This window comes from Thalassobaculum sp., assembly GCF_040219615.1.
In the GTDB taxonomy this organism is placed as follows: Bacteria; Pseudomonadota; Alphaproteobacteria; order Thalassobaculales; family Thalassobaculaceae; genus Thalassobaculum_A.
The window spans coordinates 14393-41375 of the sequence record NZ_JAVJSE010000044.1; the positions used below are offsets into that span (position 1 = coordinate 14393).

Consider the following 26983-nt stretch of genomic DNA (forward strand, 5'->3'; position numbering starts at 1 on the left):
CGCGGACGACGCTCAGAACTTCTCCTTGACCTTCAGAACCTGGCGACCGCGGTACATGCCGGTCTTCAGGTCAACGTGGTGCGGTCGGTGCAGCTCGCCGGTCTCCGGGCTCTCGACATAGGCGTCGGACTGGAGCCGATCGTGCGCCCGGCGCATATTCCGCTTGGACGGGGAGGTCTTTCGCTTCGGAACGGCCATCGTTCGCACTCCACAAGAAACGCGTCGCCGCAGCCACGGCCGCGACGGAGCGCGCGTTATACGGACTCACGGCCACGGATGCAAGCGCACTCGTCACGATCCGAGCTTGGCGCGAGGCCACGGCATTCAGCATCCGTTAACCGACCCCGAGCTACATGAAATTCCGGAGGGATCGCTCGACAACAGAGGCAGAAGCCGCATGGCCGGTGCGCTCGACGTTGCGCAGATTGCCGCGACCGGCGCCCCGTTGGTCGTCGCGGCACTCTGCGTCTTCGCCTACCGCCGGGGCCTTGGCGGGCGATACCTGCTGACCTGGGCGGTGGGCCATCTCGCCCTCGCCCTCACCTTCGGAATCGTCGCCCACGCCGAGCCCACCGCCGTCGCCCCCGGCCTCGACCCGCTCTGGTCGTCCGCGATCTTCGGACTGCTCGTCTTTGGCCTCGCGCTGCTGTTCGGCGTCCTCGACATCGAGACCGAGACCGTCGGCTTCCGAAGGGGCCTCCTGCTGACGGTCGCGCTGGCCGGCATCGCGGTCATCGCCGGCGGGCTCGATCCGAGGATACTGGTCTTCCTGGTGCTTCCCGGTTTCGGCGCCATCTCCATCGCCGCCGGGGTCCTGCTGTTGGTTCGCCGACGCTCCCCGGCCTATGTGGTGGCCGGCGCCATCCTTCTGCTGCGGGCCGGGAACGGCCTGCTGTTCGCGTGGTCCGTACGGCAGACCGGCCTTCTCGACGTCCCGGCGTACATCGCGCCGGCGTCGATCTTCCTCAACTTCCTGACCGGCATCGCCCTGCTGCTGGTCGCCATCGATGACGCATGGCAGCGGCTCGGCGCCCTGCTGACAGAGACCCGCGCGGCCAAGGCGGTTTCGGAGGCGATTCTCAACGTGGCGCCAGTATCGATCCTGCAGAAGAACGCCGATCTGCGGATCGTGAATGCCAACCCCTACGCCGTCCGACTGATGCAGCAGTTGTCGCCGGGTATCGGGAACATCGTGGGCCTGCGGTCCGCCGAAATGACGCCCGGAGCGGAATCGCGGATGGGCGAGGAGATCGACCGGCAGCTCCTTGGGGCGCCGGAGACCGGGCCGCGGGAGTACGAAGCGACCTACGCCAGCTCGTCCGGCGCGGAAGTGACGCTGCTGGTCCGCAAGGCCGCCCTGCTCGACGAGAACGGCAAGGCGTTCGGCACGATCTCGGTCTCGTCCGACATCTCGGCCCTCAAGCGGTCCCAGGCGCAGCTGCTCGAGATGTTCGAGCGGGCCGAACAGGCGAACCGGATCAAGACCGACTTCCTCGCCAACATGAGCCACGAATTGCGGACGCCCCTGAACGGCATCAGCGGCTTCGCGGACATGCTCGCGGAGGGATATCTCGGCGCCCTCAACGCGCGGCAGATCGACTACGTCCAGAATATCCGGTCTTCCAGCCGGGCGATGCTGGGCCTGGTGTCGGACATCCTCGACCTGTCCAGGCTGACGACCGGCCAGCTGGACCTGCATGTCGGGCCCGTCGACATCTGCGAGGTGCTCGAGGCGATCGTGGCGGCCGTCCAGCCGATGGCCGGCGAACGCGGCGTGCGCCTGCAGCTCGAATGCCCGCAGATCATCGTCGAGGCCGACCAGCGGGCGATCCTGCAGGCGCTGAGCAACCTGGTCGACAACGCGATTCGCTTCAACCGACCGGGCGGCAGCGTCCGGATCTCGGCGACGCAGCACGACGGCAGCACCCTGGTCATGGTCGCCGACACCGGCCCCGGCATGACCCCGGAGCAGATCGCCGCCTCCGGCGATCCGTTCCAGCGCGGCGATCCCCTGAAGGCCCGGCCGGGCGGCGGCTCGGGCCTCGGCCTGGCGGTTGCGCGCGGGCTGATCGAGGCGCATGGCGGTCGCCTGGACATCGAGAGCCGCAACGGCGAAGGCTGCCGGGTCACGGTCCGGATCTGAAGAGCGCGCACCGCGGTCACACGACCGTCACGTGTTCTCCGTACAGACGTGGCAATCTGTTCCTCCTTCCGCGACCCGACGGCTCCGCCCCATGACCACAGTCTTCCGCAACGCCCGCCTCGTCCTGCCCGACCGCGTAATCGACGGGACCCTCGCGGTCGCCGACGGCCGGATCGCCGCCGTCGACGACGGCCCGGCCGCCCCGGCCGGTGCGCTCGACCTGCAGGGCGACTACCTGATGCCCGGCCTGGTCGACCTGCACAGCGACAACGTCGAGAACCACTACCAGCCGCGCCCGCAGGTCTACTGGGATCCGGTAGCGGCAGCGGTGAACCACGACGGCGAGGTCGCGGTGTCCGGCATCACCACGATCTTCGACGCGCTGTGCCTCGGCCTGACCGAGAAGGGCGAGCTCAGGGCCAGCCACCTGCGACCGCTGATCGGCGGCATCGCCGGCGCCAAGGCCGCCGGCATGCTGCGCGCCGACCACCGCGTCCATCTGCGCTGCGAGGTGATCGGCCCGAAGGTGCTGGACCAGCTCGCGACCTTCGACGACGACCCGCTGGTCGGGCTGGTGTCGGTCATGGATCACGCCCCGGGGCAGCGCCAGACCGCCGACCTCGACATCTGGTACCGGTTGCGGCGCGAGAACGACGGCCTGACCGAGGAGGAGATACGGGCCGACTTCGAGCGGCTGACCGTGGCCTCGCGCGAGCTCGGTCCGCGCCAGCGCCGGGCGGTGGCGGCCTGGGCGCGCGACCGCCGCCTCGGACTCGCCAGCCATGACGACCAGACCGGCGAGCACGTGGCGGAATCGGCCGAGATCGGCTGCACGATCGCCGAGTTCCCGACCACCGTCGAAGCCGCCGCCGCCTGTCGCCGGCATGGCCTGGCGGTGATGATGGGCGGCCCGAACCTGGTGCGCGGCCGGTCCTCCTACGGCAACGTCACGGCCCGCGATCTCGCGGCCGACGGCCTGCTCGACATCGTGTCCTCGGACTACGTGCCGGCCAGCATGCTGCACGCCGCCTTCACCCTGGCCGACTCGGTCGCGGGCTGGGACCTTTCGCGCGCCGTGCGGACCGTTACCGCGGCTCCGGCCGATGCCGCCGGTCTCGCCGACCGCGGGCGGCTGGCACCGGGCCTGCGCGCCGACCTGGTCCGGGCGCGGCTGGTCGACGGCCGGCCGGTGGTGCGCGGCGTCTGGGTCGCCGGCGAGCGGGTGGCGTGACCGGGGGGCTTCGACCGCTGGCGCTGGCGGGTGCGCTGGCGCTCTCGGCCTGCGCCGCGCCGCCCGGGACCTGCGCGCCGCCGCGGATCGTCGTCGACATCGGCCACACCCCGGACGCCCCCGGCACCGTGAGCGCCGCCGGTGTGCCGGAGTTGACCTTCAACCGTAGTTTCGCGGAACGGCTGACCACGGCCCTGCGACGACGGCTACCGGCGGACGGCACGGTTCGGACGGTCTCGATCGGCGACCCCGACCAGAAGCTCGACCGCCGGGTCGCCGCCATCGCGGCGCAGCGTCCGTCCCTGATCCTGTCGATCCACCACGACTCGGTCCAGGAGCGCTACCTGACCCGCCGGACCGTGGACGGGATGGAGTTGACCCAGACCGACGCGGCTGCCGGCTTCTCGCTGTTCGTGCCCGCCGACACTCCGGTCGCCGCCGGCAGCCTGGCCGCCGCGCAGGCGGTCGCCGACGCGCTGGCCGTGGCGGGCGAACGGCCCAGCCTGCATCACGCCGAGCCGATCCCCGGCGAGAACCGCCGCCTGCTCGACCCGGCGCGCGGAATCTACGCCGGCGACTTCCTGAAGATCCTGCGCACCGCGACGGCGCCGGCCGTGCTGGTCGAGGTGGGGGTGATCAAGAACCCGGTCGAGGAGCACCGGCTGTCCGATCCGGCGACGGCCGACCGAATGGCCGATGCCCTGGCACGCGCCACGGCATCGGCCTGCTTCTGAAACGCCCGGATCGGCTACCCTACGCCGGCGGTCGCACGGCCAGGACCCGCAGCGAATGCCGGCCGCCCTGCGGCGAAGCGAACTCGATCGCCTGGCCTTCCGAGAGTCCGAGCAGCGCCGCGCCGACCGGGGTCAGGATGGATACCGTGCCCTTCGCGATGTCGGCATCAATCGGCAGGGTAAGCCTGACTTCGCGGGGCTCGGTACCGTCGAGCTGATAGTGCACGGTCGAGCCGATCTGCACGGTGCCGGCCGGGACGGCATCGTCGGAGACGATGGTCGCACGGTCCAACTCGCGAAGTAGCTGGCGGGCGACATGCGGGGACCGCGCAGCTGCGGCGTCCGCCATGTCGCTGAGCCTGTCATAGGCCGAGGCCGAGACCACGATCTCGGGCATACCGTCGGGATTGCCTGTGGATTGCACGGGAGACTCCTCATGATGCTACCGGGAGCGCGGCGACGGACTTCGTCGCGACGACACTCGACCGGATTGTCTTACGGTTGATCTGGGTCGTGATGGAAAGCCGCTTGGCGGCCATGCGCCCTGTTGTCCCCGGCGGCTCGCGGCCGAAACGCTCCCCCGATCCCGGAGGCGCATCTGTCCGGGTCGAGGGTCAGGTTTCCGCGAGCAGACAACTCGTTCTGATCACGGGCATTTTAGCGCGGCGCTTCATGAGGGATGACGTGGGTATCGGGCGTTCGGTTGTCAAGCCGCCCTGTCGCCTACGTGCTCGCGCCACCGGCTTCCGGGTCGAAGCTGTAGCGGAAATCGCAATGCGGGGCGCCACCCATGATGGTCTGGGTGCGCTCCAGGGTGATCCGCGGGTCGAAGCCCTGGCAGAAGGTGCCGTCGCGGCCGCAGGACAGCAGGTGGCCGATGTCGCCGAGCCCCATCTCGCGGTACATCTCGGAGTAGCGGCAGCGGGTGACGTTGAAGTCGAGGCGGTCATGCGCCCGACCCACCTCCTCGATCTCCAGCGCACCGTTCGCCGTCCAGTGCTTCTGGATGGCGGCGAAGCCGTCGATGCCCAACTGTCCGCCCGATGCCTCGGCGAAGCTCCGGCCCTGGGCGATCGCCGCCTTCTCGATGGCGGCCCCCAGGATCGCCTGGGCGGCCTCGACCCCGAGGCGCGCGACCATCTCGTCGTAGATCGGCTTGATGACCCGGGCCTCGATCCGCCGCTGCTCCAGGATCGGCAGTTGCTCGCTCATGTCCGTTCCTCCTGCGTCACCGGCCGCGACAGCAGGCGGTCGGCCGCCGCCACCTCGGCCGTCACCGCCGCCACCGCCGGTCGCGCCGCCACCCGGTCGTACCACGCCTCCAGGTCGGGGACCGCATCCGTGCCGGGGCCGCCGAGGCGCTGCGCATACATGACGCTCATATACATGGCGATATCGGCGATCGAGTAGCCGCCGCACAGATACGGGCCCTCCAGCCTGGCCGCCACCAGCCCGTACAGGGCCGCGAGCTCGCCCTCGGCCTTGGCCGCGTCATCGGCCAGCTGGCGCCGCCGCACCGGGTCCGGGTTCTCCGGCTCGGTGCGGTACATCAGGCGCTGAAGCGGGCGCAGCAGGACCTCGTCGGCCATCAGCTCCAGCATCCGGCATCGGGCCCGCGCCTTCGGTTCGCGCGGCAGAAGTCGCGGCTCCGGGTAGGCATCGTCCAGGTACTCGAGGATCACCGTGGAATCGAACAGCGTCAGGTCGCCGTCGACCAGCACCGGCACCTGGCCCTTTGGGTTGGCGGCCAGCACCGCCGGATGCTTCGGCGAATATCCCTCGGTCTGCGAGAACGCCACCATCTCGCGCTCGCAGGCGAGGCCCTTCTCGGCGAGGGCGATCTCGACCTTGCGGGCGAACAGGCTGAGCGGTCCCGAGTACAGTTTCACGGCGAGGCTCCGTCACGGTTGCGACGAGAACATACAAGGAACATCCGGCGACGCAAAGCGTGCCGTTCGGTCTTCAGCGGGCGCTGTACCCTCCGTCGAGCAGAAGGTCCGCGCCGGTCATGAAGCTGCTCTCGTCGGACGCCAGGTAGACCGCGCCCTTGGCCATCTCTTCCGGGCGGCCGAGCCGGCCGAGCGGGTGCATCGGCTTGCCCCACTCCTCCTCCGCCCGCTCCGGACTGCCATGGCGCGAGAACAGCCGGTCGGTGGCGGTGCCGCCCGGCGACAGGGTGTTCACCCGGATCCCGTCGGCGGCGTGGTCGAGCGCCATCACCTTGGCCAGCTGCACCAGCCCGCCCTTGGTGGTGCAGTAGGCCGCACTGCCGGGATTGCCGACCCGGGCCATCTGCGAGGCGGTCAGGATCACCGAGCCGCCGCCGGCCCGCTTGAGATGCGGGATGCCGTGCTTGCACAGGTGGAAGGCGCCGGTCAGGTTGACCGCCAGCGCCTGCGCCCAGTCGGCGTCGTCCAGGTCCTCGACGGTGGCGGCCGGGGTCAGGGTCGCGGCGTTGGCCACCAGCACGTTCAGGCCACCGAACGCCTCGACCGCGGCGTCCACCGCGTCGAGCACGGAGTCGGTCGAGCGCACGTCGCAGTAGCCGCCCTCGGCCTTGCCGCCGGCGGCCCGGATGGCCGCGGCCACCGCCTCCGCCTCGGCGCCGTGCAGGTCGGCGCACCACACCGCCCCGCCCTCGGCCGCGAACGCCTCGACGATCGCCTTGCCGATGCCGCGCGCGGCCCCGGTCACGATCGCCGCCTTGTCGGCCAGCCGGCCGCGCTCCGCTCCGGACATGGCTATTTCTCCTCGGCCGGGGTGACGATACCGCCGGACAACGAGCGCGGATCCCGCAGGGTCCAGCGCCCGCTCTCGACGGTGTGCAGGAAGTCCTCGACCACGGCGTTGAACAGTGCCGGTTCCTCGAGGTTCATGGTGTGGCCGGTCTTCGGCAGCACCGACAGCGCTGCCGACGGGATGTTGCGCTTCATGAAGTTGCCGGGATCGAGGCAGGGCTCGTCCTCGTCGCCGTTGACGATCAGGGTCGGCACCGTCAGCGCCCGCATCTCCTCGACCAGGTCGTAAAGCGACGGCCGGCGCGCCTGCACGCCCCGCATGGTGTTGGCCGAACCCAGGGTCGAATGCTCGCGGAGCTGGGTCTCGAACTCCTTCCAGCCGCGCGGGTCCTTGGCCTGGAACTGCACCCGGGTCGGGCCGATCGCATAGGACTTGCCGACCACATCCATGCCCTCCGCGGCGATCCGGGCGGCCGTCGCCTCGGTCTCCAGGCGGAACTGCTCGCGCTTGTCGGCCTCGGCACCGTAGCCGCAGCCGGCGACGGTCAGCGACAGCGCCCGGTCGGGGTAGCGGAAGCCGAAATGCAGGGTGGCGAACCCGCCCATCGACAGGCCGACAACATGGGCGGCGTCGATCCCGAGGCCGTCCAGCACCGAGCGGATGTCGTCGCGGGCGCGGTCCTGGCTGTAGGACTCGTGGCTCTCCGGCACGTCCGAGGGCGGATAGCCGCGGGCGCAGTAGCTGATGCAGCGATAGCGCCGCCCGAAATGCCGCATCTGCGGCTCCCAGGCCCGCCAGTCGCCGGCATATTCATGGACGAAGACGATCGGCGTACCCTCGCCGACCTCCTCGAAATACAGCTTCACACCGTCGTCGGTGGTGACGTGCGGCATGGTGCGGCCCTCCAGGCGCTGATCGATGGGCGTTCAGTAGAACAGGCGCGGCAACCACAGGGCAATGGCCGGGAACGCGACGAGCAGGCCGATCATCACGAACATGCTCAGCACGAACGGAATGATGCCGATCATCACGTCGTTCATCGACCCGCGTCCGCGCACCCCCTGCACCACGTAGAGATTGACGCCGATCGGCGGGGTGATCAGCGCGGTCTCCAGCATCACCATCAGCAGGATCCCGAACCACACCGGATCGTAGCCGAGAGCGACCACGATCGGGGTGATGATCGGGGCCGTTGTGATCAGCATGGAGAGCGTCTCCATGAAACAGCCGAGGATCAGGTAGAAGGCGATGATGATCAGCAGGGTCTCGAACGGGTCGAGCCCGAGCGAGGTGATGAACTGGGCGAGTGCCTGGGTCAGTCCGATCATCCCGAGCACGAAGTTCAGGAAGATCGCCGCCACGATGATCAGCATGACCATCGCGGTGGTGCGCATGGTCCCCTCGATCGCCTGCCGCAGCATGTCCAGGGTGAGGCTGCGGTTCCGGGCGGCGAGCACGAGGGCGGCGATCACCCCCAGCGAGGCGGCCTCCGTCGGCGTGGCGATACCGGCGTAGATCGAGCCGACCACCACCAGGAAGATCGCCAGCGGGGGCAGCAGGTCCGGTAGCACGCGGAACCGGTCGGCCCAGCTGGTCCGGACATGGCTGCCGTCCAGGCTCGGCCGGATCAGGCAGAAGACCACCACCATGACCATGAACAGCGCCGCCAGCATGAAGCCGGGAATGAAGCCGGCGAGATAGAGCTCGGGCACCGAGGTGTCGGTCAGCATCCCGTAGACGATCAGGTTGATCGACGGCGGGATCAGGATGCCGAGCGTGCCGCCGGCCGCCAGCGTGCCCAAGAACAGCCGCTCGTTGTAGCCGCGCTTGTCGACCTCCGGCAGGGCCACGGTCCCGATCGTCGCCGCGGTCGCCACGCTCGACCCGGAGGTCGCGGCGAACAGGGCGCAAGCGCCGACATTCGAGTGCATCAGGCCACCGGGAAGCCATGACAGCCACTGCGCCAGGGCGGTGTACATGCGTTGCGCGATGCCGGCCCGCAGCAGGATCTCCCCGAGCAGCACGAACATCGGGATCGCGAACAGCAGGTAGTCGATCGAGGTCTGCCAGGCGTTCTCGGCGAGCCCGCGCCACAGGTAGCCGCCCGAGAACAGCTGGTCGAGCGCCAGGCCGAGGGTTCCGAGCACCGCGGCGATCGGAATGCTCAGGGCGATCATCGCCAGCAGAATCAGCAGGGTGGTTCCCAGCATCATGATCGCCGATCTCCGTCAGAGCGTGAGAATGTGTGCCGGGACATCCACACGCTCTCAGCCGGCCTGGCCGGCGGTGGGTCCGTCATCCTCGTCGCTGTCGTCGAGGGTCAGCGCGCCGGCAACCCGATGCACGCCGTCCAGGTCGCCGCGGGCGAGACGCCGCGCCGCCACCAGGAACACCAGCAGAATGGTAATCGAGAGCAGAACGAGGCCGGCGACCCAGAAGCTCTGGGGGATCGCCACCGGCGTGCGCATCGGCGTGATCGAGCGGGTACCGATGGCGATCGAGTCGCTCAGCATCAGATAGGCCCACCAGGTCAGCGGATAGACGAAGATCGCCAGCGCGACCAGCGAGACGACGTCCAGCAGCGCGCGTATCCGGGCCGGGAACAGGATGTAGAGGGCGTCGATCCTGACGTTGGTCCGATGCAGCAGGGCATAGGGAAACGCGAAGGCGGTCGACACCGCGAAGATGTACCCCGAGACCTCGTCCGCGCCCCCGAGCGTCATGTCGAACAGGTCGCGGATGATGATGTCGACGGTCACCATGAAGGCGGCGAAGATCAGGCCGGCACCGCCGATCCACACCAGGACCCGCGCCGCCACGAAATCCCAGGCGAGAAACTTCTCGAGCATGTCAGTCAGCCCCATCGGAACAGACGATCGGCCGGCGACACCGGAAGTCGCCGGCCGACCGCGCTGGTGAAGATCGGCTTACTGCGGGACCGGCGCCTTGACGCCGGCGATCTTCCCGATGGTCTCGTTCCACTGCTTCACGCACTCGGCGCCGCAGCGCTCGGCCCAGCGCTTGAGGACGACGTCCTCCAGCACCTTCTTGCGCACCGCGTCGTCCGCCGCCGACGGCTCGACCTTCTTCATGCTGCCGGGCTTGCCCTCGGTGCACTCGCCGCCCACGCCGGTGTTGCAGGTAATGCCCATGGCGTCCTCGGCCATGGTGTTCTTCCAGGACGTGTCCTCGAACTCCTGCATCTGCTTCTCGACGAACGCCTTGGTCTCCGGGCTGAGCTTGTTCCAGGTCTTCAGGTTCATCGCCGCGAAAGTCGCGGTGTAGCCGACCTTGAACAGATAGGCATGGGTCGCGACCTGCCACCACTTCGCCTGATAGGCCGGCATGGTGCCGGTGATGCCGCAGTCAGCCACGCCCTTCTCGAGGGCCGGCAGCACCTCGGCGAAGGCGATGGTGACCGAGACGCCGCCGAGGCCCTCGACCAGGTCGCCCATCGAGGCCGCGTAGACACGCACCTTCTTGCCCGCCAGATCCGCGACGTTGTTGACCGGCGGCTTGCAGAACAGCACCTGGCTCGGGAACGGATAGAGGGCCAGCAGCTTGGAGCCATAGGTCTTCTCGAACTGCGCGGCGATGATCGGCCGGTAGGCGTTCATCGATGCGCGCGCGTCGTCCCAGTTCTGGATCACGCCGGCCAGGTCGATGCCCTCGGCGATCGGATCCTCACCGGCGATGTAGCCGACGACGCCGTGGGCGACGTCGAACACGCCGATCTTCAGCATCCGCATGACCTCGAAGCCCTTGATGCCGACCTCGGTCTGCGGCACCGCGTCGGCGGTGATCTTGCCGCCGGACACCGCCGGCATGGTCTGCTGCCAGAACGGTCCTTCGTTGACCTTCCAGTTGGAGAGGTTGCCCCAGGTCCCGACGACCTTGAGGTTCAGCTGGTCGAGTTCGGCGTTCGCCGACCACGGAATCATGCCGCCGACAAGAACTGCCGCAGCCAATGCCAGAACTGATTTTCGCATTATGTGCCTCCCGTCCTACCCTGTTTACCGCCTCGGTCACTGCCGGACCGATTTCACGACTGTCATATTGTATGCCGAAGTACACAACGATGAAACCCACCTGACGGCACCGCCGGCCGCCGTCGGCCGGAACTGCGCGGTATCAGCGGCGCCGGCGGGCCAGGAGCAGGGCCAGCGTCGCGGCAAACACCCCTGCCCCGGCGAACGCCACCACCACCGCCGTCACCGCCGGCAGTGGCCCGGCCAGCAGGTGCAGCGCCAGGCAGAAGCTGGCATACACCACCATCGACGGCTGCGCCGCATTCAGCGTGGCGGCGGTGAAGTCGCGGCCGTAGTGGCCGTACAGCATCCAGCCCGAGGCGGTCAGCGTGGTCGGGAAGCCGAGCAGAAACCCGGACCAGACCGGACCGAGCCACGGGCTGGCGGTCGCCACGCTGACCACCACCAGGCCGGCGACGACGCCGCGCACGATGACGAAGCCCCAGCCGGCCGCCGCCTTGCCGCCGGCCGGACGCACCAGGCCCCGGCGGCGCAGCAGCCAGGCCAGCAGCGCGCCGCCGCCAGCGGCGGCGAATGCCCAGGGCACGGTGTCCGGCAGCGCCTCGGTCGCGAACGCCCAGACCGCCCAGGCCGTGATCGCCGCGGAGAGCGACAGCAGGAAGCCGCCGAACCGGGCGGCATGCACCCAGGCGGTGCAGAACAGCAGGACGGCACCGGTGATCGCGAAGGCGGTCAGCGCGCCGCCGCTGACGAAAGCGGCGTCCTGGTCCAGGGCGATGAAGAAGAACCCGGGGCCGGCGTTGACCGGCAGTGTGATCAGCACGCTGGTCAGCACCGGCCCGGCGCGCTGCGCCAGCCGGCCGGCGGCGACGATCACCGCCGCGGTCGCCAGCGCCTTCCAGAAGATCGAGACGACCAGCAGCAGCGCCAGGTTCAAGCCGCCACCACCAGATCCACCAGGCGGCGGGCGTCGTCCAGGCCCTCCAGGTCGTCGACCATGGCGATCAGCCGATCGGCGTTGGCGGATGGCACCGGTCCGGCGGCGAAGCCGAGGTTGCCGCGGAACTTCGCCAGATGCGCCTCGCGGGTCAGCGGCTTGGCCGGGTTGCCGTAGACGACCTCGATCCCGCGCGCGAGCTCGGCGCCCGAGCGCAGCCGCACGGTCACCGTGACCGGCGTCAGCGCATTGGGGTCCGGGTTGTCGTCGGGCGCGATCGCGATCCGACCGGCGAGGTCGAGGGTCGCCGGATCGTTCAGCGCCGCTTCGGTATAGTCGCCGACCCCGAGATCACCCGCGAGCAGCAGGCGCGCGGCCGCATAGGCGCCGCAGAGCCGGGCATAGTTCTGGGTCATGCCGGACTGCGGCGGCCGCCCGATCAGGTGGTGGATCAGCGGCGGTACCGACGCCGAGACCGACGCGACGTCGCCCCCCGACAAGCCATGCTCCGCCCTCAGCTCGCGCAGGGCGTCCATGATGCCGTGGGTGGCGCGTCCGCTCGGGAACGGCTTGTGGGCGACTTCCTCGATCCGCCACACCCGGCCGAGATCGCGGGTCAGGGCGACCGGGTCGTAGTCGCCCTCCATCAGGTTCAGGTAGCCGAAGCGGCCCTCCAGGGTGCCGCGCAGCCCGGGCATCCCTGCCTCGGCCATCCGCACGGCGGTGACCGCGTTGCGGGCGTTGAAGCCGACCTGCATGGCCAGCAGCGGCGAACCCTCGGTATGTGCCTGCATGGTGCCGCCGGCCTGCGCGTAGTACAGGCCGAAGGCGTTCAGCAATCGTTCCCGGTCCAGCCCGAAGGCCGCCCCGACCGCTGCGACCGCGCCGAAGCCGCCGCCGACCGCCGGCCGGAAGAACCGCAGGCCGTTGCGCACCGCACAGCCGATGTAGCAGGCCACGTCGACCCCCAGCACGACGGCCCGCAGCAGGCTCTTCCCGTCGACCCCACCGCGCGCCTCGGCCTCAGCCATCAGCGCTGCGAACGGCACCGCCATCGGATGCAGCACCGCCTTCTCGTGGATGCAGTCGTATTCGGAGTTGTGGATCAGGTAGCCGATCAGGGCCGCCGCCGCCGGTGTCGGCAACGCCTCGCCGGTTCCCCAGACCCGGGCCGCCCGGTCGCCGGCGGGGGCCTGCGACACCGCGATCCATTCGCGCACCCAGGGCGCCCGGGTGCCGGCGAGGCCGACGCCCAGGCTGTCCAGGATGAAGGTCTTGGCGGCGGTCAGTGCGTCGGCCGGGATGTCCTCGAACCGGGTCGAGACGACATGGTCGGCGAAACGTTCGATGGCGTCGGTCACGGCGGTCCCTCCGGAAACTGGAGACCGACCCTAGCAGCCTGCCGGAAGACCGGTGAAGCCGCTCACTCACCCGCCAGCGGCACGACGCCCGTGCGATCCTGGCGCAGTTCCTCGAGGGACTGCCGCAGGATCGCGGCCGCGGACCTCAGGAACAGCAGCGCCATCGCACCCGCCACGATCACGTCCGGCCAGCCTGACGCGGTCAGCCAGACCGCCACGCCCGCCCCGACCACCGCGACGTTGCCGATCGCGTCGTTGCGCGAGCACAGCCACACCGAGCGCACGTTGGCGTCACCGTCGCGCCAGCGGAACAGGATCACCACGCTGACCACGTTGGCGGCCAGTGCCAGGGCCCCGACGCCCGACATCACGAACGCCTCCGGCACGCCCAGCACGAAGGTCTGCCAGATCGTGGCGACGAACACGCCGACCCCCATGACCGCCAGCGACAGCCCCTTGAACAGCGCGGCGCGCGACCGCCAGACCAGCGGCCGGCCGATCACCCACAGGCTGAGGCCGTAGGTCAGGCTGTCGGCCAGGAAGTCCAGGGAGTCGGCGGCCAGGGCCACCGACCCGGACAGTGCGCCGGCGCCGATCTCGACCGCGAACATCGCCGCGTTGATGGCAATCACCGCCCACAGCGCCCGGCGATAGCCGGTCGAGAGGCCGTCGAACTTCACGTCGCTTCCGCAGCATCCGGTCATGCCGGGAGAATGGGGGGGGCTATCCGCGATGGCAAGATCCACCATGCCCGGCATAAACGACACTTGCGGGTCCCGCCGCCCGGGCCTCTCGAACGAAATTCTACCGGTCATCATTATTTTTCAAGAATAACAACTACCTTTGCGTGTGATATATTAAGAATACTTGAACAAAACTACTTAAGTTTCATTAACCGTAACCAATCACTGATGAAATTTTGGTTCTTGTACTGATCTGGATCAGATCGGGGCACGTACTTACTTCCCGACTACGGGAACGGCGCTGCCGTATCCCGCCAACCTACCCGTCCCGGGCCACACAGGCGGTCTCGCCGCCCTTCCCCGTTGCCCGACGACGGGTTCTGTAGCGCTCGACAGAACATCAAAGGACGTCAGCCAATGGATACGGTTGCTTACAGTCAGACGCCGGGCCGCCCTGCGCTCGGCCGTGGCCTCTCGGTGACGCAGAAGCTTCTGGGTGTCGTGGCGGTGTGCATTGCCCTGACCGGAGCGGTCGGTGGTACGGCCGCCTGGCAACTGTCGAACATCGGTCAGGAGGTGGCCGGTGTCGTCGAGCGGGACCTGCCGCTCGCCGCGGCTCTCGAGCAGGTCTCGACCCATCAGCTGGAGCAGGCCGTCCTGCTCGAGCGCGCCATCAGGCTGGGCACAACCGGCCAGGCCGGCGGCGAGGCGCTGCGTACGGCGACCCGCGAGATCGAAACCCTCGGGGCAAAGATCGTCGGCGAACTCGGCGACGCGATCCGGCTGACTCAGCAGTCCTTGAGCGGCGCCGCCTCACCGCAGGCTCAGGCCAAACTGGAGGGCATGCTGGCCGACCTGAACGGGATCAGCCGGGACTATTCCGCATTCTCCCGGCGTGTCGAAGAAGTTACGGCAGCGATCGCCGAGGGCCAGGCCGGCCGGGCCCTCGCGCGGATCGACGAAGTCTCGCGCATCGAGGACGAACTGCACAACAGCCTGGTGGCGCTCGGCGACGAGATCCGCGGCCTGACCGCTTCGGCGACCGCCGCGATCTACCAGCACGAGCAGACGGCGCTGAAGGCGACGGCGATCCTGACGCTCGCCGCCACCGTCCTCGGGTTCGGACTAGCCTTCGCGATCATTCGAACGCAGATCTCGCGGCCGCTAACCGAGGTCGTGCACGCCCTCGGCAGGCTGGCAGACGGGGACACCAGCGTCGAACTCGCGGTCCGCAGCCAGGACGAAGTGGGCCAGGTCGCCATCGCCTTCCAGACGTTCAAGGCGCGGACAATCGAGATGAAGCAGCTGGAGGCCGACAAGCTCGAGCAGGAGAAGCGTGCCGAGGAGCAGCAGAAGCGCGCCATGGCGGCACTCGCCGACCAGTTCGAGCAGAGCGTGGGCTCGATCGTCGAGGTCGTGTCGTCGGCCGCCACAGAGCTGGAATCGGCGGCGAAGACCCTGAACCTCACGCTCGAGGAGACCAACGCGCAGGCCGGCAATGTCGCGGCGGGCGCGACGCAGGCCAGCGCCAATGTCGAGACCGTCGCCGTCGCCTGCGAGGAACTGGCGGCCTCGGTGCGGGAGATCGGGCAGCAGGTGGGCCAGTCGACCACGATCTCCAGCCGCGCGGTCGGCAATGCCGAGGAGACCCAGGCCACGGTCGAGGGTCTTGTCGCGACGACCCAGAAGATCGGCGAGGTGGTCAAGCTGATCCAGGACATCGCGGCCCAGACCAACCTCCTCGCCCTGAACGCGACCATCGAGGCAGCCCGCGCCGGCGAGGCCGGCAAGGGCTTCGCGGTGGTCGCCTCGGAGGTCAAGTCGCTGGCCAGCCAGACGGCGCAGGCCACCGAGAGCATCACTGCCCAGATCGGCGACGTGCAGGACGTCACGCAACGGACGGTGAGTGCGATCAGGAGCATCGCCGAGGTGATCGGCGAAAGCCGGGAGATCGCCTCCGCCATCGCCTCGGCCGTAGAGGAGCAGGGTGCGGCGACCCAGGAGATCGCGCGCAACGTTCAGCAGGCATCGGCCGGGACCGGCGAGGTCTCCCAAGCGATAGCGCAGGTGAGCCAGGCGGCGGCCGAAGGCGGCTCGGCAGCCACGCAGGTGCTCTCCAGCGCCCAGGAACTGTCCGGCTCCGCAGCCCGGCTGCGCCGCGAAGTCTCGGAGTTCCTGACCCGGGTCCGCGCCGCCTGAACGAACGGGAGGGCCGGCCGCCGGCCCTCCCGCCGCTCCGCTTGACAGGATCGAAGCCTCTATTTAATCGATTGTTAGATTAAATAGAGGCTTCGCCGTCATGTTCGATATCGAACCGGCCCGAAGAGCGGGCAGGCCGCTTGGCGCGCCGGAGACCCGCAGGAACTGCCTCGACGTCGCCGAGCGGCTGTTCGCCGCCGGCGGGTTCGCCGGCACCGGACTGCGCGACATCGCCGCGCGCGCCGGCGTCACCGGCGCCACCCTCGCCTATCACTTCGGCTCGAAGGAGAAGCTGTACGGCGCTGTCCTGGCCCGGATCGCCGACAGCATCCTCCCCTATCTGCCGCCCACCCCGCCGATGCCTTCCGACCCGGCGTCGGTCGCCGGACTGATCGAGCGCTTCCTGGACTGGGCGCTGGATCACCGCCACTACGCTACCCTGCTGCTGCGCGAGCTGATGGAGAACCCGGACCGGGCGCGGAAGGCCAAGCGCTGGTACCTGCTGCCGCTGATCGAGGCCTATGCCGCCGCCATCCGCGCCGGCCAGGAGCGCGGCACCGTCGGCCCGGTCGACCCGGAGATGACCGCCTTCCACGCCACCGGGGCGATCACCCATTTCGCGGCGTCGACCGTCACCATCCAGCGCATGCTGGCGCTCGACCACGAGGCCGAGGCGGTCGACCGGTTCCGCCGCACCCTGCGGGACAGTCTCGTCGCGATGCTGGCGCCGGCCGCAGCGGGTGAGGCCTGAGATGAGCGCCGGCCCGGGCCAGGTGCTGCCGGCAGAGACCTGCGTGCTGGCGCGCGCCCTCGAGCGCCACGCCCGGACCCGCCCGCACGATACCTACGCGGTGTTCGAGGACGGTTCGCGCTGGAGCTTCGCCGACACCCTGGCCCAGGTCCGCAGCGCCGCCGCCGGGCTGCAGGACCTCGGCGTCCGCCAGGGCGACCGGGTACTGATCATGCTGCCGAACGGCGCCATGGTTCTGCGGGCGATGTTCGCCGCGAACTGGCTGGGCGCGATCATGGTGCCGGTCAACACCGCCTACCGCGGCGCCCTGCTGGCGCATGTGATCGCCGAATCCCGGGCCGCGGTGGCGGTGGTCGACGCCGCCCTGCTGTCGCGCGTGCTCGGGGGCGAAACGGCGGCGCTGAGGCGGATCGTGGTCGCCGGCACCGACGCGCCGCCTGTCTCGCCGGCCGGCATCGAGCTGGTCGGCCAGGACATCCTGCTGCGCCCCGGCCGCGCGCCCAGCCCGCCGGAGCGGCCGATCGAGCCCTGGGACACCCAGTCGATCATCTTCACCTCCGGCACCACCGGGCGGTCGAAGGGCGTGCTGTCGAGCTACATGCACAGCTACACCGCCATGAACCCGGATACCTGGACCTGCACCCGGGCCGACGACCGGCACCTGCTGCACATGCCGGTCTTCCACATCGGCGGCGCCTTCATCGCCTCGATGGCGCTGTGCGTCGGCGCCTCGGTGGCGGTGGTTGAGCGGTTCCGCACCGACGGGTTCTGGCCCGCGGTCCGGCGGATGGAGGTGACCTCGGCCTTCCTGCTGGGCGCCATGGCGACCTTCCTGCTGAAGGCGCAGGCCCGGCCGGACGACCGCGAGCATCCGCTGCGCCACGTCATGATCGTGCCGCTGGGCGCCGCCGGGCCGGCCTTCCGCGCGCGCTTCGGGGTCGACGTTTACACCCTGTTCAACATGACCGAGATCAGCACCCCGCTGATGTCCGGGCCGAACCCGGCCAAGCCGGGCACCTGCGGCCGGCCGCGCCAGGGCGTCGAACTGCGCCTGGTCGACGCCGACGACCTGCCGGTGCCGGACGGCACGCCCGGCGAGTTGGTGATCCGCACCGACGCACCCTGGACCATGACCCACGGCTATGACGGCCGGCCGGAGGCGACCGCCGCGGCCTGGCGCAACGGCTGGTTCCACACCGGCGACCTGTTCCGGCGCGACGCCGACGGCGACTGGTTCTTCGTCGACCGCCTGAAGGACGCGATCCGCCGGCGCGGCGAGAACATCTCGTCCTGGGAGGTCGAGGTCGAGATCCTCAGCCACCCGGACGTGCGCGAGGCGGCGGTGGTGGCGGTGCCGAGCGAGCACAGCGAGGACGAGGTGCTGGCGGTGCTCAGCCCGGTCGCGGGCCGGACGGTCGACCCGGCGGCGATCATCAGGCACCTGGAGCCCCGCCTCGCCGGTTTCATGATCCCGCGCTACGTCCGGGTGGTAGACGACCTGCCCAAGACCCCGACCGCCAAGGTCGAGAAGCACGTCCTGCGCACCCAGGGCCTGGACGGGCCGGTCTGGGACCGCGAGGCCCAACCCGCGCCCTCGCACGACCGGGGATGACGCCCCTCTCCCTCCCGCCGTCATTCCGGACGGGCGCGCACCAGCGCGGCCGAGCCGGAACCCACCGGCCGCCGCCGTCGCCCGTCGCTGCCTGGGTTCCGGCTCCGTCCCGCTCCCGCGGTCCGGTCCGGAATGACGTCGAGGGAGGGGTGACAAGCAGCCCCCAAACCCAACCACCCCCGAGAGGAAACCGTCGTGAGCCGAACCGTCGTCCGCGTGTACTCGGACTACAAGAGCCCCTACGCCTTCGTCGCCGTCCGCCCGACCCTGGCGCTCGCCGAGGCGTTCGACCTCGCGCTGGAGTGGCGGCCCTACACGCTCAGGATCGCCGAGTATCTCGGCTCCGTCGACGACCGCGGCCCGCACGCCTGGCGGCGGGTGCGCTACTCCTACATGGACGCCCGGCGCTACGCCAACAAGCAGGGCCTGACCCTGAAGGGCCCGAAGCGGATCTACGACGGCTACCACGCCAACGCCGGCATGCTGTTCGCCCAGAAGCACGACTTCTTCGAGCGCTACCACTGGACGGTGTTCGAGCGGTTCTGGAAGCACGAGCTCGACATCGACGTGCCCGAGGAGGTGGCGGCGGTGGTCGCCGAATGCGGCGGCGACGCCGAGGCGTTCAAGGCCTACGCCGAGGGCGCCGGGCGGACCGAGATGACCGCGGTCATCGACGAGGCCGAGGCGATGGGGGTGTTCGGCGTGCCGATGTACGTCCTCGACGGCGAGCTGTTCTGGGGCGGGGACAGGCTGGACCTGCTGAAGGAACGGCTGGCCGAACGGCAAGGCGGCTGACCCCGGCCCTTCGTGGCCCGCCGCTGCGCGGCGCGCACCTCAGGGCGACAGGGAAAGTTATTCCACGCCAAGCCCTTAACCTGTCGCCCTGAGGTGCCCGGAGCGCAGCTCGGGGCCGCGAAGGGCAGGCTCACGCCGCCTTCGCGATCTCCCAGCCGATCTGCGCCAGCCGCGGCGCCTTGGCCCCGACCTCCAGCGCGTCGAGCGAGCTGGCGTTGCCGGCCAGGCCGCGGGCGTAGACGCCCTGGCAGATGGCGGCCAGCCGGAAGAACGAGAACGCCTGGAAGAACGCCATGTCGGGGATGCCGTCGCGGCCGGTGCGCCGGCAGTAGGCGGCGATGTGGTCGGCCTCGGCCGGGATGCCCAGCGCCGCGAGGTCGAGGCCGGTCATGCCCTTCAGCGCCTTCTCGTCGTAGGGCATGCGGTACGGCATGCAGTTGTAGGCGAGGTCGGAGAGCGGGTGGCCGAGCGTGCCGAGTTCCCAGTCCAGGATGGCGATCACCCGGGGCTCGGTCGGGTGCAGCATCAGGTTCGGCAGCCGGAAGTCGCCGTGCACGATCGACACCTCGTCGGCCGGCGGGTCGCGCTGCTTCAGCCAGGCGGTCAGGGCGTCCATGTCCGGCATCGGGTCGGTCTTGGAGGCCTCGAACTGCCGGGACCAGCGGTCGATCTGGCGGCCGACGTAGTTCGCCGGCTTGCCGTAGTCGGAGAGCCCGACGGCCGCCGGGTCGACGTTGTGCAGCTTCGCCAGCGCATCGTTCATGGAGTCCCAGATCGCCGCCCGCTCGTCGGGCGAGTAGCCCTCGTCCAGGGACGGCTCGCCCGGGATCCGGCCCTCCAGGTAGTCCATGACGTAGAACGCGGTGCCGATGACTTGCGCGTCCTCGCACAGCAGCCGCATGACCGGCACCGGGACGTCGGTGTCGGCGAGCGCCGCCATCACCCGGTACTCGCGCTCGACCATGTGGGCCGACGGCAGCAGCTTGCCCGGCGGCTTCTTGCGCAGCACATAGGCGCGGTCGCCGGCGTCGACCCGGAAGGTCGGGTTCGACTGGCCGCCCTGGAACTGCGCGACCCGCAGGCCATGCCCGGCGCCGGGTAGGCCCTGGTCGGCCAGCCAGCGGTCCAAGGCCGCCTCGTCGAAACGGTGGGCCTCGGTGACGGCCCCGAGCGTCGCCATGCTTCCCGCCCCTTCAGCTCGGATCGCCGATCGTGCGCCCGCCGTCGGCGACGATGGTCTGGCCGGTGACGAAGGACGCGCTGTCGGACGCCAGGAAGGTGGCCAGCGCCGCGATCTCCACCGGCTCGCCGATGCGACCGAGCGGGGTCATCCGCTCCATGATCGACAGCCGCTTCGGGTCCTCCCACAGCGCGCGGGCGAAGTCGGTGCGGATCAGCCCCGGCGCGATGGCGTTGACCCGGATGTTGGCGCCGCCCCACTCGACCGCCAGGTTGCGCACCAGCTGCTGCTCGGCCGCCTTGGACACGCCGTAGATGCCGAGCTTGCGGTTGCCGTACATCGAGGCGATCGACGAGATCAGGATGACCGCCCCGCCCTCGCCGCGCTCGGCCATGCCCGGCGCCACCATGTTGCACAGCCAGAACGCGCTCTTCACGTTGGTGGTCATGATCTTGTCGTAGGCCTCGTCGGAGACCTCGTGCATCGGCCCGAACACCGGGTTGGTGGCGGCGTTGCACACCAGGATGTCGATCCGGCCGTAGGTCCGGATGGCGGCGGCGGCCAGAGCCTCCAGGTCCTCCTTGCGGCCGATGTTGCAGGCGAAGGCGGCGGCCTCGCCGCCGGCGGCGCGGATGCCGGCGACAACCTCGTCGCAGGCCTCCTGCTTTCGGCTGGACACCACGACCTTGGCGCCCTGCTTCGCCATGGTCTCGGCGATCGCCTTGCCGATGCCGCGCGACGAGCCGGTAACGAGCGCGACCTTGCCGGTGAGTTCGAACATGCGGGGGTTTCCTCTTGGTTTCCTTCGGGCGCTATCTTCCCGTCGTCATTCCGGACGGCCGCGCCACCGCGCGGGCGATCCGGAACCCACGGAGCGACGGGCGTTGGCGACGACCGGCGATTGAGCGGCGGGTGGGGTCCGGTCCGGAATGACGACATCAAAGCAGGGCATTGGTCCGCCCCCTCACATCGCGGTCACGCCGCCGTCGACCACCAGCTCGGTGCCGGTGACGAAGGCCGAGTCGTCGCTGGCCAGGTACAGCACGGCGCCGGCGATGTCGGCCGGCTCGCCCATGCGGCCGAACGGGCTGGCGCTGGCCAGGGCGGCGCGCATGCGCTCGGGGTCGCTGCGCGACTGGATCATGCGCTCGACCATCGGGGTGTCGGTGTAGGACGGGTGCACCGAGTTGCAGCGGATGCCGTAGCCCTTGCGCGCGCAGTGCAGGGCGACCGACTTGGTCAGCATCCGCACGGCGCCCTTGGACGCGCAGTAGGCGCTGAGCTGCGGCGCCCCGACGATGCCGGCGATGCTCGACATGTTGACGATCGAGCCGCCGCCGGTCTGCTTCATGGCCCGCACGCCGTGCTTGCAACCCAGCATCACGCCCTCGGCGTTGACCCCCATGATGCGGCGCCAGCCGTCCAGGGTGACGTCCTCGATGGTGCCGTCGCCGCCGCCGCCGACCCCGGCGTTGTTGACCAGCACGTCGAGCCGGCCGTGGCGCTCCAGCACGCCGTCGACCGCCGCCGCCCACTGGTCCTCCTCGGTGACGTCGAGCGCCAGCACCTCGGCGTTGCCGCCGGCCTCGGCGATCTCGGCGACCACCGCCAGCGCCAGGGTCTCCTGGATGTCGGCGACCATCACCGTCGCCCCCTGCTCGGCGAACATGCGCGCGATCGCCCGGCCGATGCCCGACGCACCGCCGGTCACCAGCGCGATCTTCCCGGCGATCCGGTCCTGTCCGGCAGCCATCTGCGCCCCCCTTCCCGGAATTCTTGTGAACTCTCGTTTCACGGGCAGATTAGGCAGGCCGCCGGGACCTGTCGATCCTTCGCGGCCGGCGGCGCGCTATTGGGCCGGCTCGCCGAGCGGCTGCGGGTCGGACCGCACCGCCGGCGGCCGCTCCCGGCCGAGCCGCGGATGGATGCGCCGGGCCAGCAGCGCCAGCGCCAGGGTGACCGCGCCGCCGACCACGAACACCGCCGGCAGCTCGAACACCCGCAGCAGGATCGAGAACACGCCCGGCGGCACGATGTCGGCGACGTCGCGGTAGGTCGAGTACACCGTGGTCATCTCGGCCCGCTCGTGGCGCCGCACCGCGAACAGGAACAGCATGTTGCCGCCGGCGTCGATCGCGCTCATGCCGAGTGCGGCGCACACGATCAGGCTGATGCCGAGCCAGGGCTCGCTGATGGTGACCGCGACCAGGATGGTCGACACCGCCGCCAGCAGGAAGCCGAGGACGAACACCCGCCGGATACCCTCGCGCCGGACCAGCCGGCCGCTCAGCGGCGTCAGGAAAAGGAAGCCGGTGCCGACCGAGACCACGGCGCCGCCGACCTCCGGGCCGAGGCCGGTCTTCACCGCGTAGACCGGCACGTAGATGAAGAACACCACCCACCAGACGTTGCGGCCGGTGGTCATCACCCAGGCCAGCCGCAAGCGCGGCTGCGCGAAGTAGCGCCGGACATAGGCCAGCGGCGTCGGCACCGGTACCGCCTTCTGCACGACCGCCGGGTTCTCGGTGATGCGCAGGAACCAGAAATACCCCAGCGCCGCCAGCGACACCCCGGCCGAGACCAGGAACGGCAGCTCGCGGCCGAAGTTCACCGACAGCCAGACGCCGAGGAACGGGCCGGTCATCCAGGCCGCCGCCGAGTAGAACAGCCGCATCGGCTCGGAACGCGACAGGTCCTTCTTGGCGATGAAGTCCAGGATGTAGAGGCTGAGGCAGACGGTGACCGCGACCGTGCCGATCGCCCGCACCACCATGCCGGCCATGAACGGCTCGAAGCCAGGCAGCACGAACAGCGCCGGCGCCGCCGCCAGGCCGAGGAAGCCGAGCGAGTAGACCCAGCGCCGGGCGGTCTTGCGGACCAGCCAGGGGATCCCGAGGCTGGCGGCCAGGGCGCACAGGCTGGACGAGAAGAACGCCGCGCTGACCCCGCCGGCGTCGCCCAGGAAGCGCAGGGCCTCGAGCGGGATCACGGTGGCCAGGATGGCGCGGGCGAAGGACTCCAGCGCGAACAGCACCGCGAAGGCCTCGGCCCCGGGCGCGCCCAGCCGCTTGAGGAAAACGGGACGTCCCAACTGCATCGGGAAACCGGCGACCGGAATGTTGCGCTCTGGCAGGCATTACGCGCTTGCCCGCAATCGCCGCCAAGCGAAAATGCGTAACCCGCCGCAGCCCCTCGTCGCGCCGCCATCGCGTTGGTATCGTTGCGTCAACGGCGTGCCCGAAACGCCGACCGACAGCAGGGAGGAATAGGGATGCTGCGCGGCCTGATGATGGATCGCCCGCTGCTGGTCTCCAGCATCATCGACTATGCGGCGGAGATCCGGTCGGACACCGAAGTGGTCTCGGCCCGGGTCGAGGGCGACGTCCACCGATACACCTATGCCGACTCGCGGCGCCGGATCGCCCGACTGGCGAACTGGCTGCGCGCCTACGGGATCAGGCCCGGCGACCGGGTCGCGACCCTGGCCTGGAACGGCTACCGACATTTCGAGCTGTATTTCGCGGTCGCCGGCATCGGCGCGGTCTGCCACACCATCAATCCGCGGCTGTTCCCGGAGCAACTGGTCTACATCGTCAACCACGCCGACGACCGGCTGCTGTTCCTCGACACCACCTTCGCGCCGCTGATCGAGAAGCTGGCCGACCGGATGCCAAAGGGCATGCGCCCGGTGCTGCTGTGCGATCGGGCGCACATGCCCGAGACCGGCCTGCCCGACCCGCTGTGCTACGAGGAGCTGCTGGCCGACCAGTCCGACACGATCGTCTGGCCGGAGTTCGACGAGAACGCCGCCTGCGGGCTGTGCTACACCTCCGGCACCACCGGCAACCCCAAGGGCGTGCTGTACTCGCACCGCTCCACCCTGCTGCACTCGATGGGCATGCTGGTAGCCGGCGACGGCATCGGCCTGCGCCCCGGGCAGTCGATCCTGCCGGTGGTGCCGCTGTTCCACGTCAACGCCTGGGGCCTGCCCTACGTGATGCCGCTGGTCGGCACCAGGCCGGTGTTCCCGGGCCCCAAGCTTGACGGCCCCAGCCTGTTCGCGCTGATGGACCAGGAGAAGGTCACCGCCGCCTGGGGCGTGCCGACGGTCTGGCTCGGCCTGGCCGCCGAGATGCGCAAGCAGGGCCGCGCGCCGGCCGGGCTGGAAATCGTGCTGACCGGCGGCTCGGCAGCGCCCGGGCCGCTGATCCGCGAACTCGAGACCGACTTCGGCCTCGACATCACCCACGGCTGGGGCATGACCGAGATGAGCCCGGTCGGCTCGCTCACCCTGCTGGACGAGGGCATGAAACGGGCGCCTGCCGAGAAGCGGCTGGGCTGGAAGAACTCCCAGGGCCGCCGGCTGTTCGGCTGCGACCTGAAGATCGTCGACGACGACGGCAACCGGCTGCCCCATGACGGCGTGGCGTTCGGCGAACTGCTGGTGCGCGGGGCGGCGGTGATGTCGGCCTATTTCAACGACGAGGCGGCCAGCGCCGCAGCGCATGACGCCGAGGGCTGGATGCGCACCGGCGACGTGGCGCGGATCGACCCGGACGGCTTCCTGTACATCGTCGACCGCACCAAGGACGTCATCAAGTCGGGCGGCGAATGGATCAGCTCGATCGACCTGGAGAACGCCGCCATGGGCCACCCGGCGATCCAGGAATGCGCGGTGATCGCGGCGGCGCACCCGAAATGGGCCGAGCGGCCGCTGCTGGTGGCGGTGCTGAAGGAGGGCAAGACCGCCACGGCTGACGAGATCCGCGGCTTCCTGGCCGACAAGGTCGCGAAGTGGTGGCTGCCCGACGACGTGCTGTTCGTCGAAGAGCTGCCGCACACCGCCACCGGCAAGCTGTCGAAGCTGCAACTGCGCGAGCGCTTCAAGGACCACGTGCTGCCCACGGTGGAGGGGTAGCCGTTCAGCGCCCGTCGCTACGTGGGACCCGGATGCGTGCCGCCTGCGGCGATCCGCTCCGGGATGACGTCAGGAGAGTATGACGGGCAGGCGGCGCAGCAGCGATGACGCCAGCCGGGTGCGGCGCTGCCCCCCCCACGATGCGCCACGCATCGGCCCGGCGCGCGACAAGCAGAAGTGACCGGGCCGGAAGATAACCGGCCAGAGCCGCATTCGCCCGGTCGCATCGCCTGCGGACAGCACCGGGCGGCGGCGGGTCCATGTCAATTCGCGCCACACTTGTCACTCCCCCGGTGTCGAGGTTCGGCCCTATCTCCTGGTCGTCATCAGCAACCATGAGCAGGGAGCCGAGCATATGAGCAACCCGTATACCGGCGGATGCGCATGCGGCGCGATCCGCTACGAAGCGGCGTCGGAGCCGATCTTCCAGAACCACTGCCAGTGCCGTGATTGCCAGAGGCGAAGCGGCACCGGCCACGGATCCTACCTGACCTTCCCGTCGCGCGCCGACGTGAAGATCGCCGGCACGGCGTCGCACTGGCGGGCCGCCGGGGACAGCGGGAACCAGAAGATGCACTCGTTCTGCCCGACCTGCGGGACGCCGGTCTACCACACCTTCGCCGCCATGCCGGACCTGTTCGCGGTCCACGCCGCAAGCCTGGACGACCCGGGCCGCTTCAGCCCGGCCGTCGTCACCTACGGCAGTCGGGGTCTCGCCTGGGACGCGATGGCGTCCGGGCTGCAGACCTTCGACACGATGCCGACCGGCTGACGAGCGGCCTCGAAGCCCGTCCCGACTGCCTGCAGAACCGGATGCACAGCCAAAGAACGGAGTCGATCAATGACGCGGAATCCACTCGCTACCGCCGATGCGCACAGGACCGCATCGAAGACCGAATGGCTCGCGGAGCGGAAGCAGCTGCTCGCGCGCGAAAGGGAGCTGACGCGCCTCAGCGATCAAGTCGCCCGCGAACGCCGCGCCCTGCCCTGGGTGCCGGTCGACAAGGACTACGCCTTCGATACCCCCTCGGGCCGGCGCACCCTCGCCGACCTGTTCGACGGTCGCCGGCAGCTGCTGGTCCAGCACTTCATGCTCGGCCCGAGCTGGGAGCAGGGCTGCCCGAGCTGCTCCTTCATGGCCGACCACATCGACGGCATGACCGTGCACCTGGAGAACCGGGACGTCTCGCTGGTCGCCGTCTCACGTGCGCCCCTGGACGAGATCGAGCGCTTTCGCCGTCGCATGGGCTGGGAGTTCCGGTGGGCGTCCTCGCACGGCAGCGACTTCAACCACGACTTCGGCGTCAGCTTCACGCCGGAACAGGTGGCCCGGGGCGACATCGGCTACAACTACGGCATCTCGCCCCACTGCTACGAGGAATTGCCCGGGGTCAGCGTCTTCTTCAAGAACGATGACGGACAGGTCTTCCACACCTACTCGACCTACGGCCGCGGCGTGGAGGTGATGATGGGCACATACCGCATGCTCGACCTGGTTCCGAAGGGCCGTGACGAGCGCGACGTGGAAAACAGGATGGAGTGGGTGCGCCACCACGATCGCTACGGTCCGGTGGCGGGCGGAAGCGCGGCACAGGATGCCGGCGGCCCGGTCGGGGGCTGCACCGCCAGCGACTGCTGCCGCTGACGCCGAGGCGGTGGCAGCGGCGCCTCGCCCGCGGGTCCACGCGGCTCCGGGAACCGGCCCTGTCGC

The 26983-nt window shown here is 69.8% G+C and carries 26 protein-coding genes; 10 read left to right on the plus strand and 16 right to left on the minus strand.

What is annotated here, in order from left to right; translation table 11 throughout:
- Positions 1 to 12 precede the first annotated feature (12 nt).
- Complete coding sequence (gene rpmF / locus RIC31_RS26590) at positions 13 to 198, minus strand: 50S ribosomal protein L32 (RefSeq protein ID WP_350115622.1); 186 nt, start codon at positions 196 to 198, stop codon at positions 13 to 15.
- Between rpmF and RIC31_RS26595 the strand changes: the two genes are divergently transcribed.
- The 3 genes from RIC31_RS26595 (at position 164) to RIC31_RS26605 (ending at position 4108) form a co-directional block, all read left to right on the plus strand.
- Complete coding sequence (locus tag RIC31_RS26595) at positions 164 to 2143, plus strand: sensor histidine kinase (RefSeq protein WP_350115625.1); 1980 nt, start codon at positions 164 to 166, stop codon at positions 2141 to 2143. The genes rpmF and RIC31_RS26595 overlap by 35 nt on opposite strands.
- Before the next feature lie 91 nt (positions 2144 to 2234).
- Entirely contained in the window at positions 2235 to 3374 is a 1140-nt protein-coding gene (locus tag RIC31_RS26600; protein ID WP_350115629.1) for an alpha-D-ribose 1-methylphosphonate 5-triphosphate diphosphatase, read from the plus strand.
- Positions 3371 to 4108: an N-acetylmuramoyl-L-alanine amidase gene (locus RIC31_RS26605; protein WP_350115632.1), complete on the plus strand. Its 738-nt coding sequence runs from the start codon at positions 3371 to 3373 to the stop codon at positions 4106 to 4108. Before RIC31_RS26600 ends, RIC31_RS26605 begins: the two co-directional genes overlap by 4 nt.
- A gap of 19 nt (positions 4109 to 4127) precedes the next feature.
- Here RIC31_RS26605 and rnk read toward each other — a convergent pair whose 3' ends face one another.
- The 11 genes from rnk to RIC31_RS26660 form a co-directional block, all read right to left on the minus strand.
- Positions 4128 to 4505, minus strand: coding sequence for a nucleoside diphosphate kinase regulator (gene rnk, locus RIC31_RS26610; protein ID WP_350115635.1), 378 nt, complete (start codon positions 4503 to 4505; stop codon positions 4128 to 4130).
- A gap of 326 nt (positions 4506 to 4831) precedes the next feature.
- A complete protein-coding gene (locus RIC31_RS26615; protein WP_350115638.1) occupies positions 4832 to 5320 on the minus strand; it encodes an L-2-amino-thiazoline-4-carboxylic acid hydrolase in 489 nt (162 codons plus the stop codon).
- Positions 5317 to 5997: a glutathione S-transferase family protein gene (locus tag RIC31_RS26620; protein WP_350115641.1), complete on the minus strand. Its 681-nt coding sequence runs from the start codon at positions 5995 to 5997 to the stop codon at positions 5317 to 5319. The genes RIC31_RS26615 and RIC31_RS26620 overlap by 4 nt, the downstream gene beginning before the upstream one ends.
- A gap of 73 nt (positions 5998 to 6070) precedes the next feature.
- Positions 6071 to 6847, minus strand: coding sequence for an SDR family NAD(P)-dependent oxidoreductase (locus RIC31_RS26625; RefSeq protein WP_350115643.1), 777 nt, complete (start codon positions 6845 to 6847; stop codon positions 6071 to 6073).
- 2 nt (positions 6848 to 6849) lie between these two features.
- On the minus strand, positions 6850 to 7740 hold the full coding sequence (locus RIC31_RS26630) for an alpha/beta fold hydrolase (RefSeq protein WP_350115646.1): 891 nt from the start codon (positions 7738 to 7740) through the stop codon (positions 6850 to 6852).
- Positions 7741 to 7773: 33 nt separating this feature from the next.
- Positions 7774 to 9060, minus strand: coding sequence for a TRAP transporter large permease (locus tag RIC31_RS26635; RefSeq protein WP_350115649.1), 1287 nt, complete (start codon positions 9058 to 9060; stop codon positions 7774 to 7776).
- 54 nt (positions 9061 to 9114) lie between these two features.
- Positions 9115 to 9696 carry a TRAP transporter small permease subunit gene (locus tag RIC31_RS26640; RefSeq protein WP_350115652.1) on the minus strand — a complete coding sequence of 194 codons (582 nt, stop codon included), beginning with the start codon at positions 9694 to 9696 and terminating at the stop codon, positions 9115 to 9117.
- Between the two features lie 78 nt (positions 9697 to 9774).
- Positions 9775 to 10836: a TRAP transporter substrate-binding protein gene (locus RIC31_RS26645; protein WP_350115655.1), complete on the minus strand. Its 1062-nt coding sequence runs from the start codon at positions 10834 to 10836 to the stop codon at positions 9775 to 9777.
- A gap of 142 nt (positions 10837 to 10978) precedes the next feature.
- Complete coding sequence (locus RIC31_RS26650) at positions 10979 to 11773, minus strand: hypothetical protein (RefSeq protein WP_350115658.1); 795 nt, start codon at positions 11771 to 11773, stop codon at positions 10979 to 10981.
- Positions 11770 to 13134 (minus strand): MmgE/PrpD family protein, encoded by a 1365-nt coding sequence (locus tag RIC31_RS26655; RefSeq protein ID WP_350115661.1) that lies wholly within the window; start codon positions 13132 to 13134, stop codon positions 11770 to 11772. Before RIC31_RS26655 ends, RIC31_RS26650 begins: the two co-directional genes overlap by 4 nt.
- 62 nt (positions 13135 to 13196) lie before the next feature.
- Complete coding sequence (locus RIC31_RS26660) at positions 13197 to 13814, minus strand: cation efflux transmembrane domain-containing protein (protein ID WP_350115664.1); 618 nt, start codon at positions 13812 to 13814, stop codon at positions 13197 to 13199.
- Between the two features lie 366 nt (positions 13815 to 14180).
- Here RIC31_RS26660 and RIC31_RS26665 point away from each other — a divergent pair, with 366 nt between their 5' ends.
- The 4 genes from RIC31_RS26665 (at position 14181) to RIC31_RS26680 (ending at position 19174) form a co-directional block, all read left to right on the plus strand.
- A complete protein-coding gene (locus RIC31_RS26665) occupies positions 14181 to 16016 on the plus strand; it encodes a methyl-accepting chemotaxis protein (RefSeq protein WP_350115667.1) in 1836 nt (611 codons plus the stop codon).
- Positions 16017 to 16116: 100 nt separating this feature from the next.
- Positions 16117 to 16767 carry a TetR/AcrR family transcriptional regulator gene (locus RIC31_RS26670; RefSeq protein ID WP_350115670.1) on the plus strand — a complete coding sequence of 217 codons (651 nt, stop codon included), beginning with the start codon at positions 16117 to 16119 and terminating at the stop codon, positions 16765 to 16767.
- Between the two features lies 1 nt (position 16768).
- A complete protein-coding gene (locus tag RIC31_RS26675; RefSeq protein ID WP_350115673.1) occupies positions 16769 to 18379 on the plus strand; it encodes an AMP-binding protein in 1611 nt (536 codons plus the stop codon).
- Positions 18380 to 18574: 195 nt separating this feature from the next.
- Positions 18575 to 19174, plus strand: coding sequence for a 2-hydroxychromene-2-carboxylate isomerase (locus RIC31_RS26680; RefSeq protein WP_350115675.1), 600 nt, complete (start codon positions 18575 to 18577; stop codon positions 19172 to 19174).
- Between the two features lie 130 nt (positions 19175 to 19304).
- On the opposite strand, the gene RIC31_RS26685 is transcribed toward RIC31_RS26680, so the two are convergent.
- The 4 genes from RIC31_RS26685 to RIC31_RS26700 form a co-directional block, all read right to left on the minus strand.
- Complete coding sequence (locus RIC31_RS26685) at positions 19305 to 20354, minus strand: phosphotransferase (RefSeq protein ID WP_350115678.1); 1050 nt, start codon at positions 20352 to 20354, stop codon at positions 19305 to 19307.
- Positions 20355 to 20367: 13 nt separating this feature from the next.
- Positions 20368 to 21135, minus strand: a complete 768-nt coding sequence (locus tag RIC31_RS26690; RefSeq protein ID WP_350115681.1) for an SDR family NAD(P)-dependent oxidoreductase — start codon at positions 21133 to 21135, stop codon at positions 20368 to 20370.
- 183 nt (positions 21136 to 21318) lie between these two features.
- Positions 21319 to 22107 carry a glucose 1-dehydrogenase gene (locus tag RIC31_RS26695; protein ID WP_350115684.1) on the minus strand — a complete coding sequence of 263 codons (789 nt, stop codon included), beginning with the start codon at positions 22105 to 22107 and terminating at the stop codon, positions 21319 to 21321.
- A gap of 96 nt (positions 22108 to 22203) precedes the next feature.
- Positions 22204 to 23445 (minus strand): MFS transporter, encoded by a 1242-nt coding sequence (locus RIC31_RS26700; protein ID WP_350115687.1) that lies wholly within the window; start codon positions 23443 to 23445, stop codon positions 22204 to 22206.
- Between the two features lie 180 nt (positions 23446 to 23625).
- On the opposite strand from RIC31_RS26700, the gene RIC31_RS26705 reads away from it, so the two are divergent.
- The 3 genes from RIC31_RS26705 to RIC31_RS26715 all read left to right on the plus strand — a co-directional run bounded on the left by RIC31_RS26705 (position 23626) and on the right by RIC31_RS26715 (position 26917).
- The gene (locus tag RIC31_RS26705) at positions 23626 to 25272 is read left to right on the plus strand and encodes a long-chain-fatty-acid--CoA ligase (RefSeq protein ID WP_350115690.1); all 1647 of its coding nucleotides are present in this window, start codon (positions 23626 to 23628) and stop codon (positions 25270 to 25272) included.
- Positions 25273 to 25627: 355 nt separating this feature from the next.
- Positions 25628 to 26044 carry a GFA family protein gene (locus RIC31_RS26710; protein ID WP_350115693.1) on the plus strand — a complete coding sequence of 139 codons (417 nt, stop codon included), beginning with the start codon at positions 25628 to 25630 and terminating at the stop codon, positions 26042 to 26044.
- Positions 26045 to 26113: 69 nt separating this feature from the next.
- On the plus strand, positions 26114 to 26917 hold the full coding sequence (locus RIC31_RS26715) for a DUF899 domain-containing protein (protein WP_350115696.1): 804 nt from the start codon (positions 26114 to 26116) through the stop codon (positions 26915 to 26917).
- The last annotated feature ends 66 nt before the right edge of the window (positions 26918 to 26983 follow it).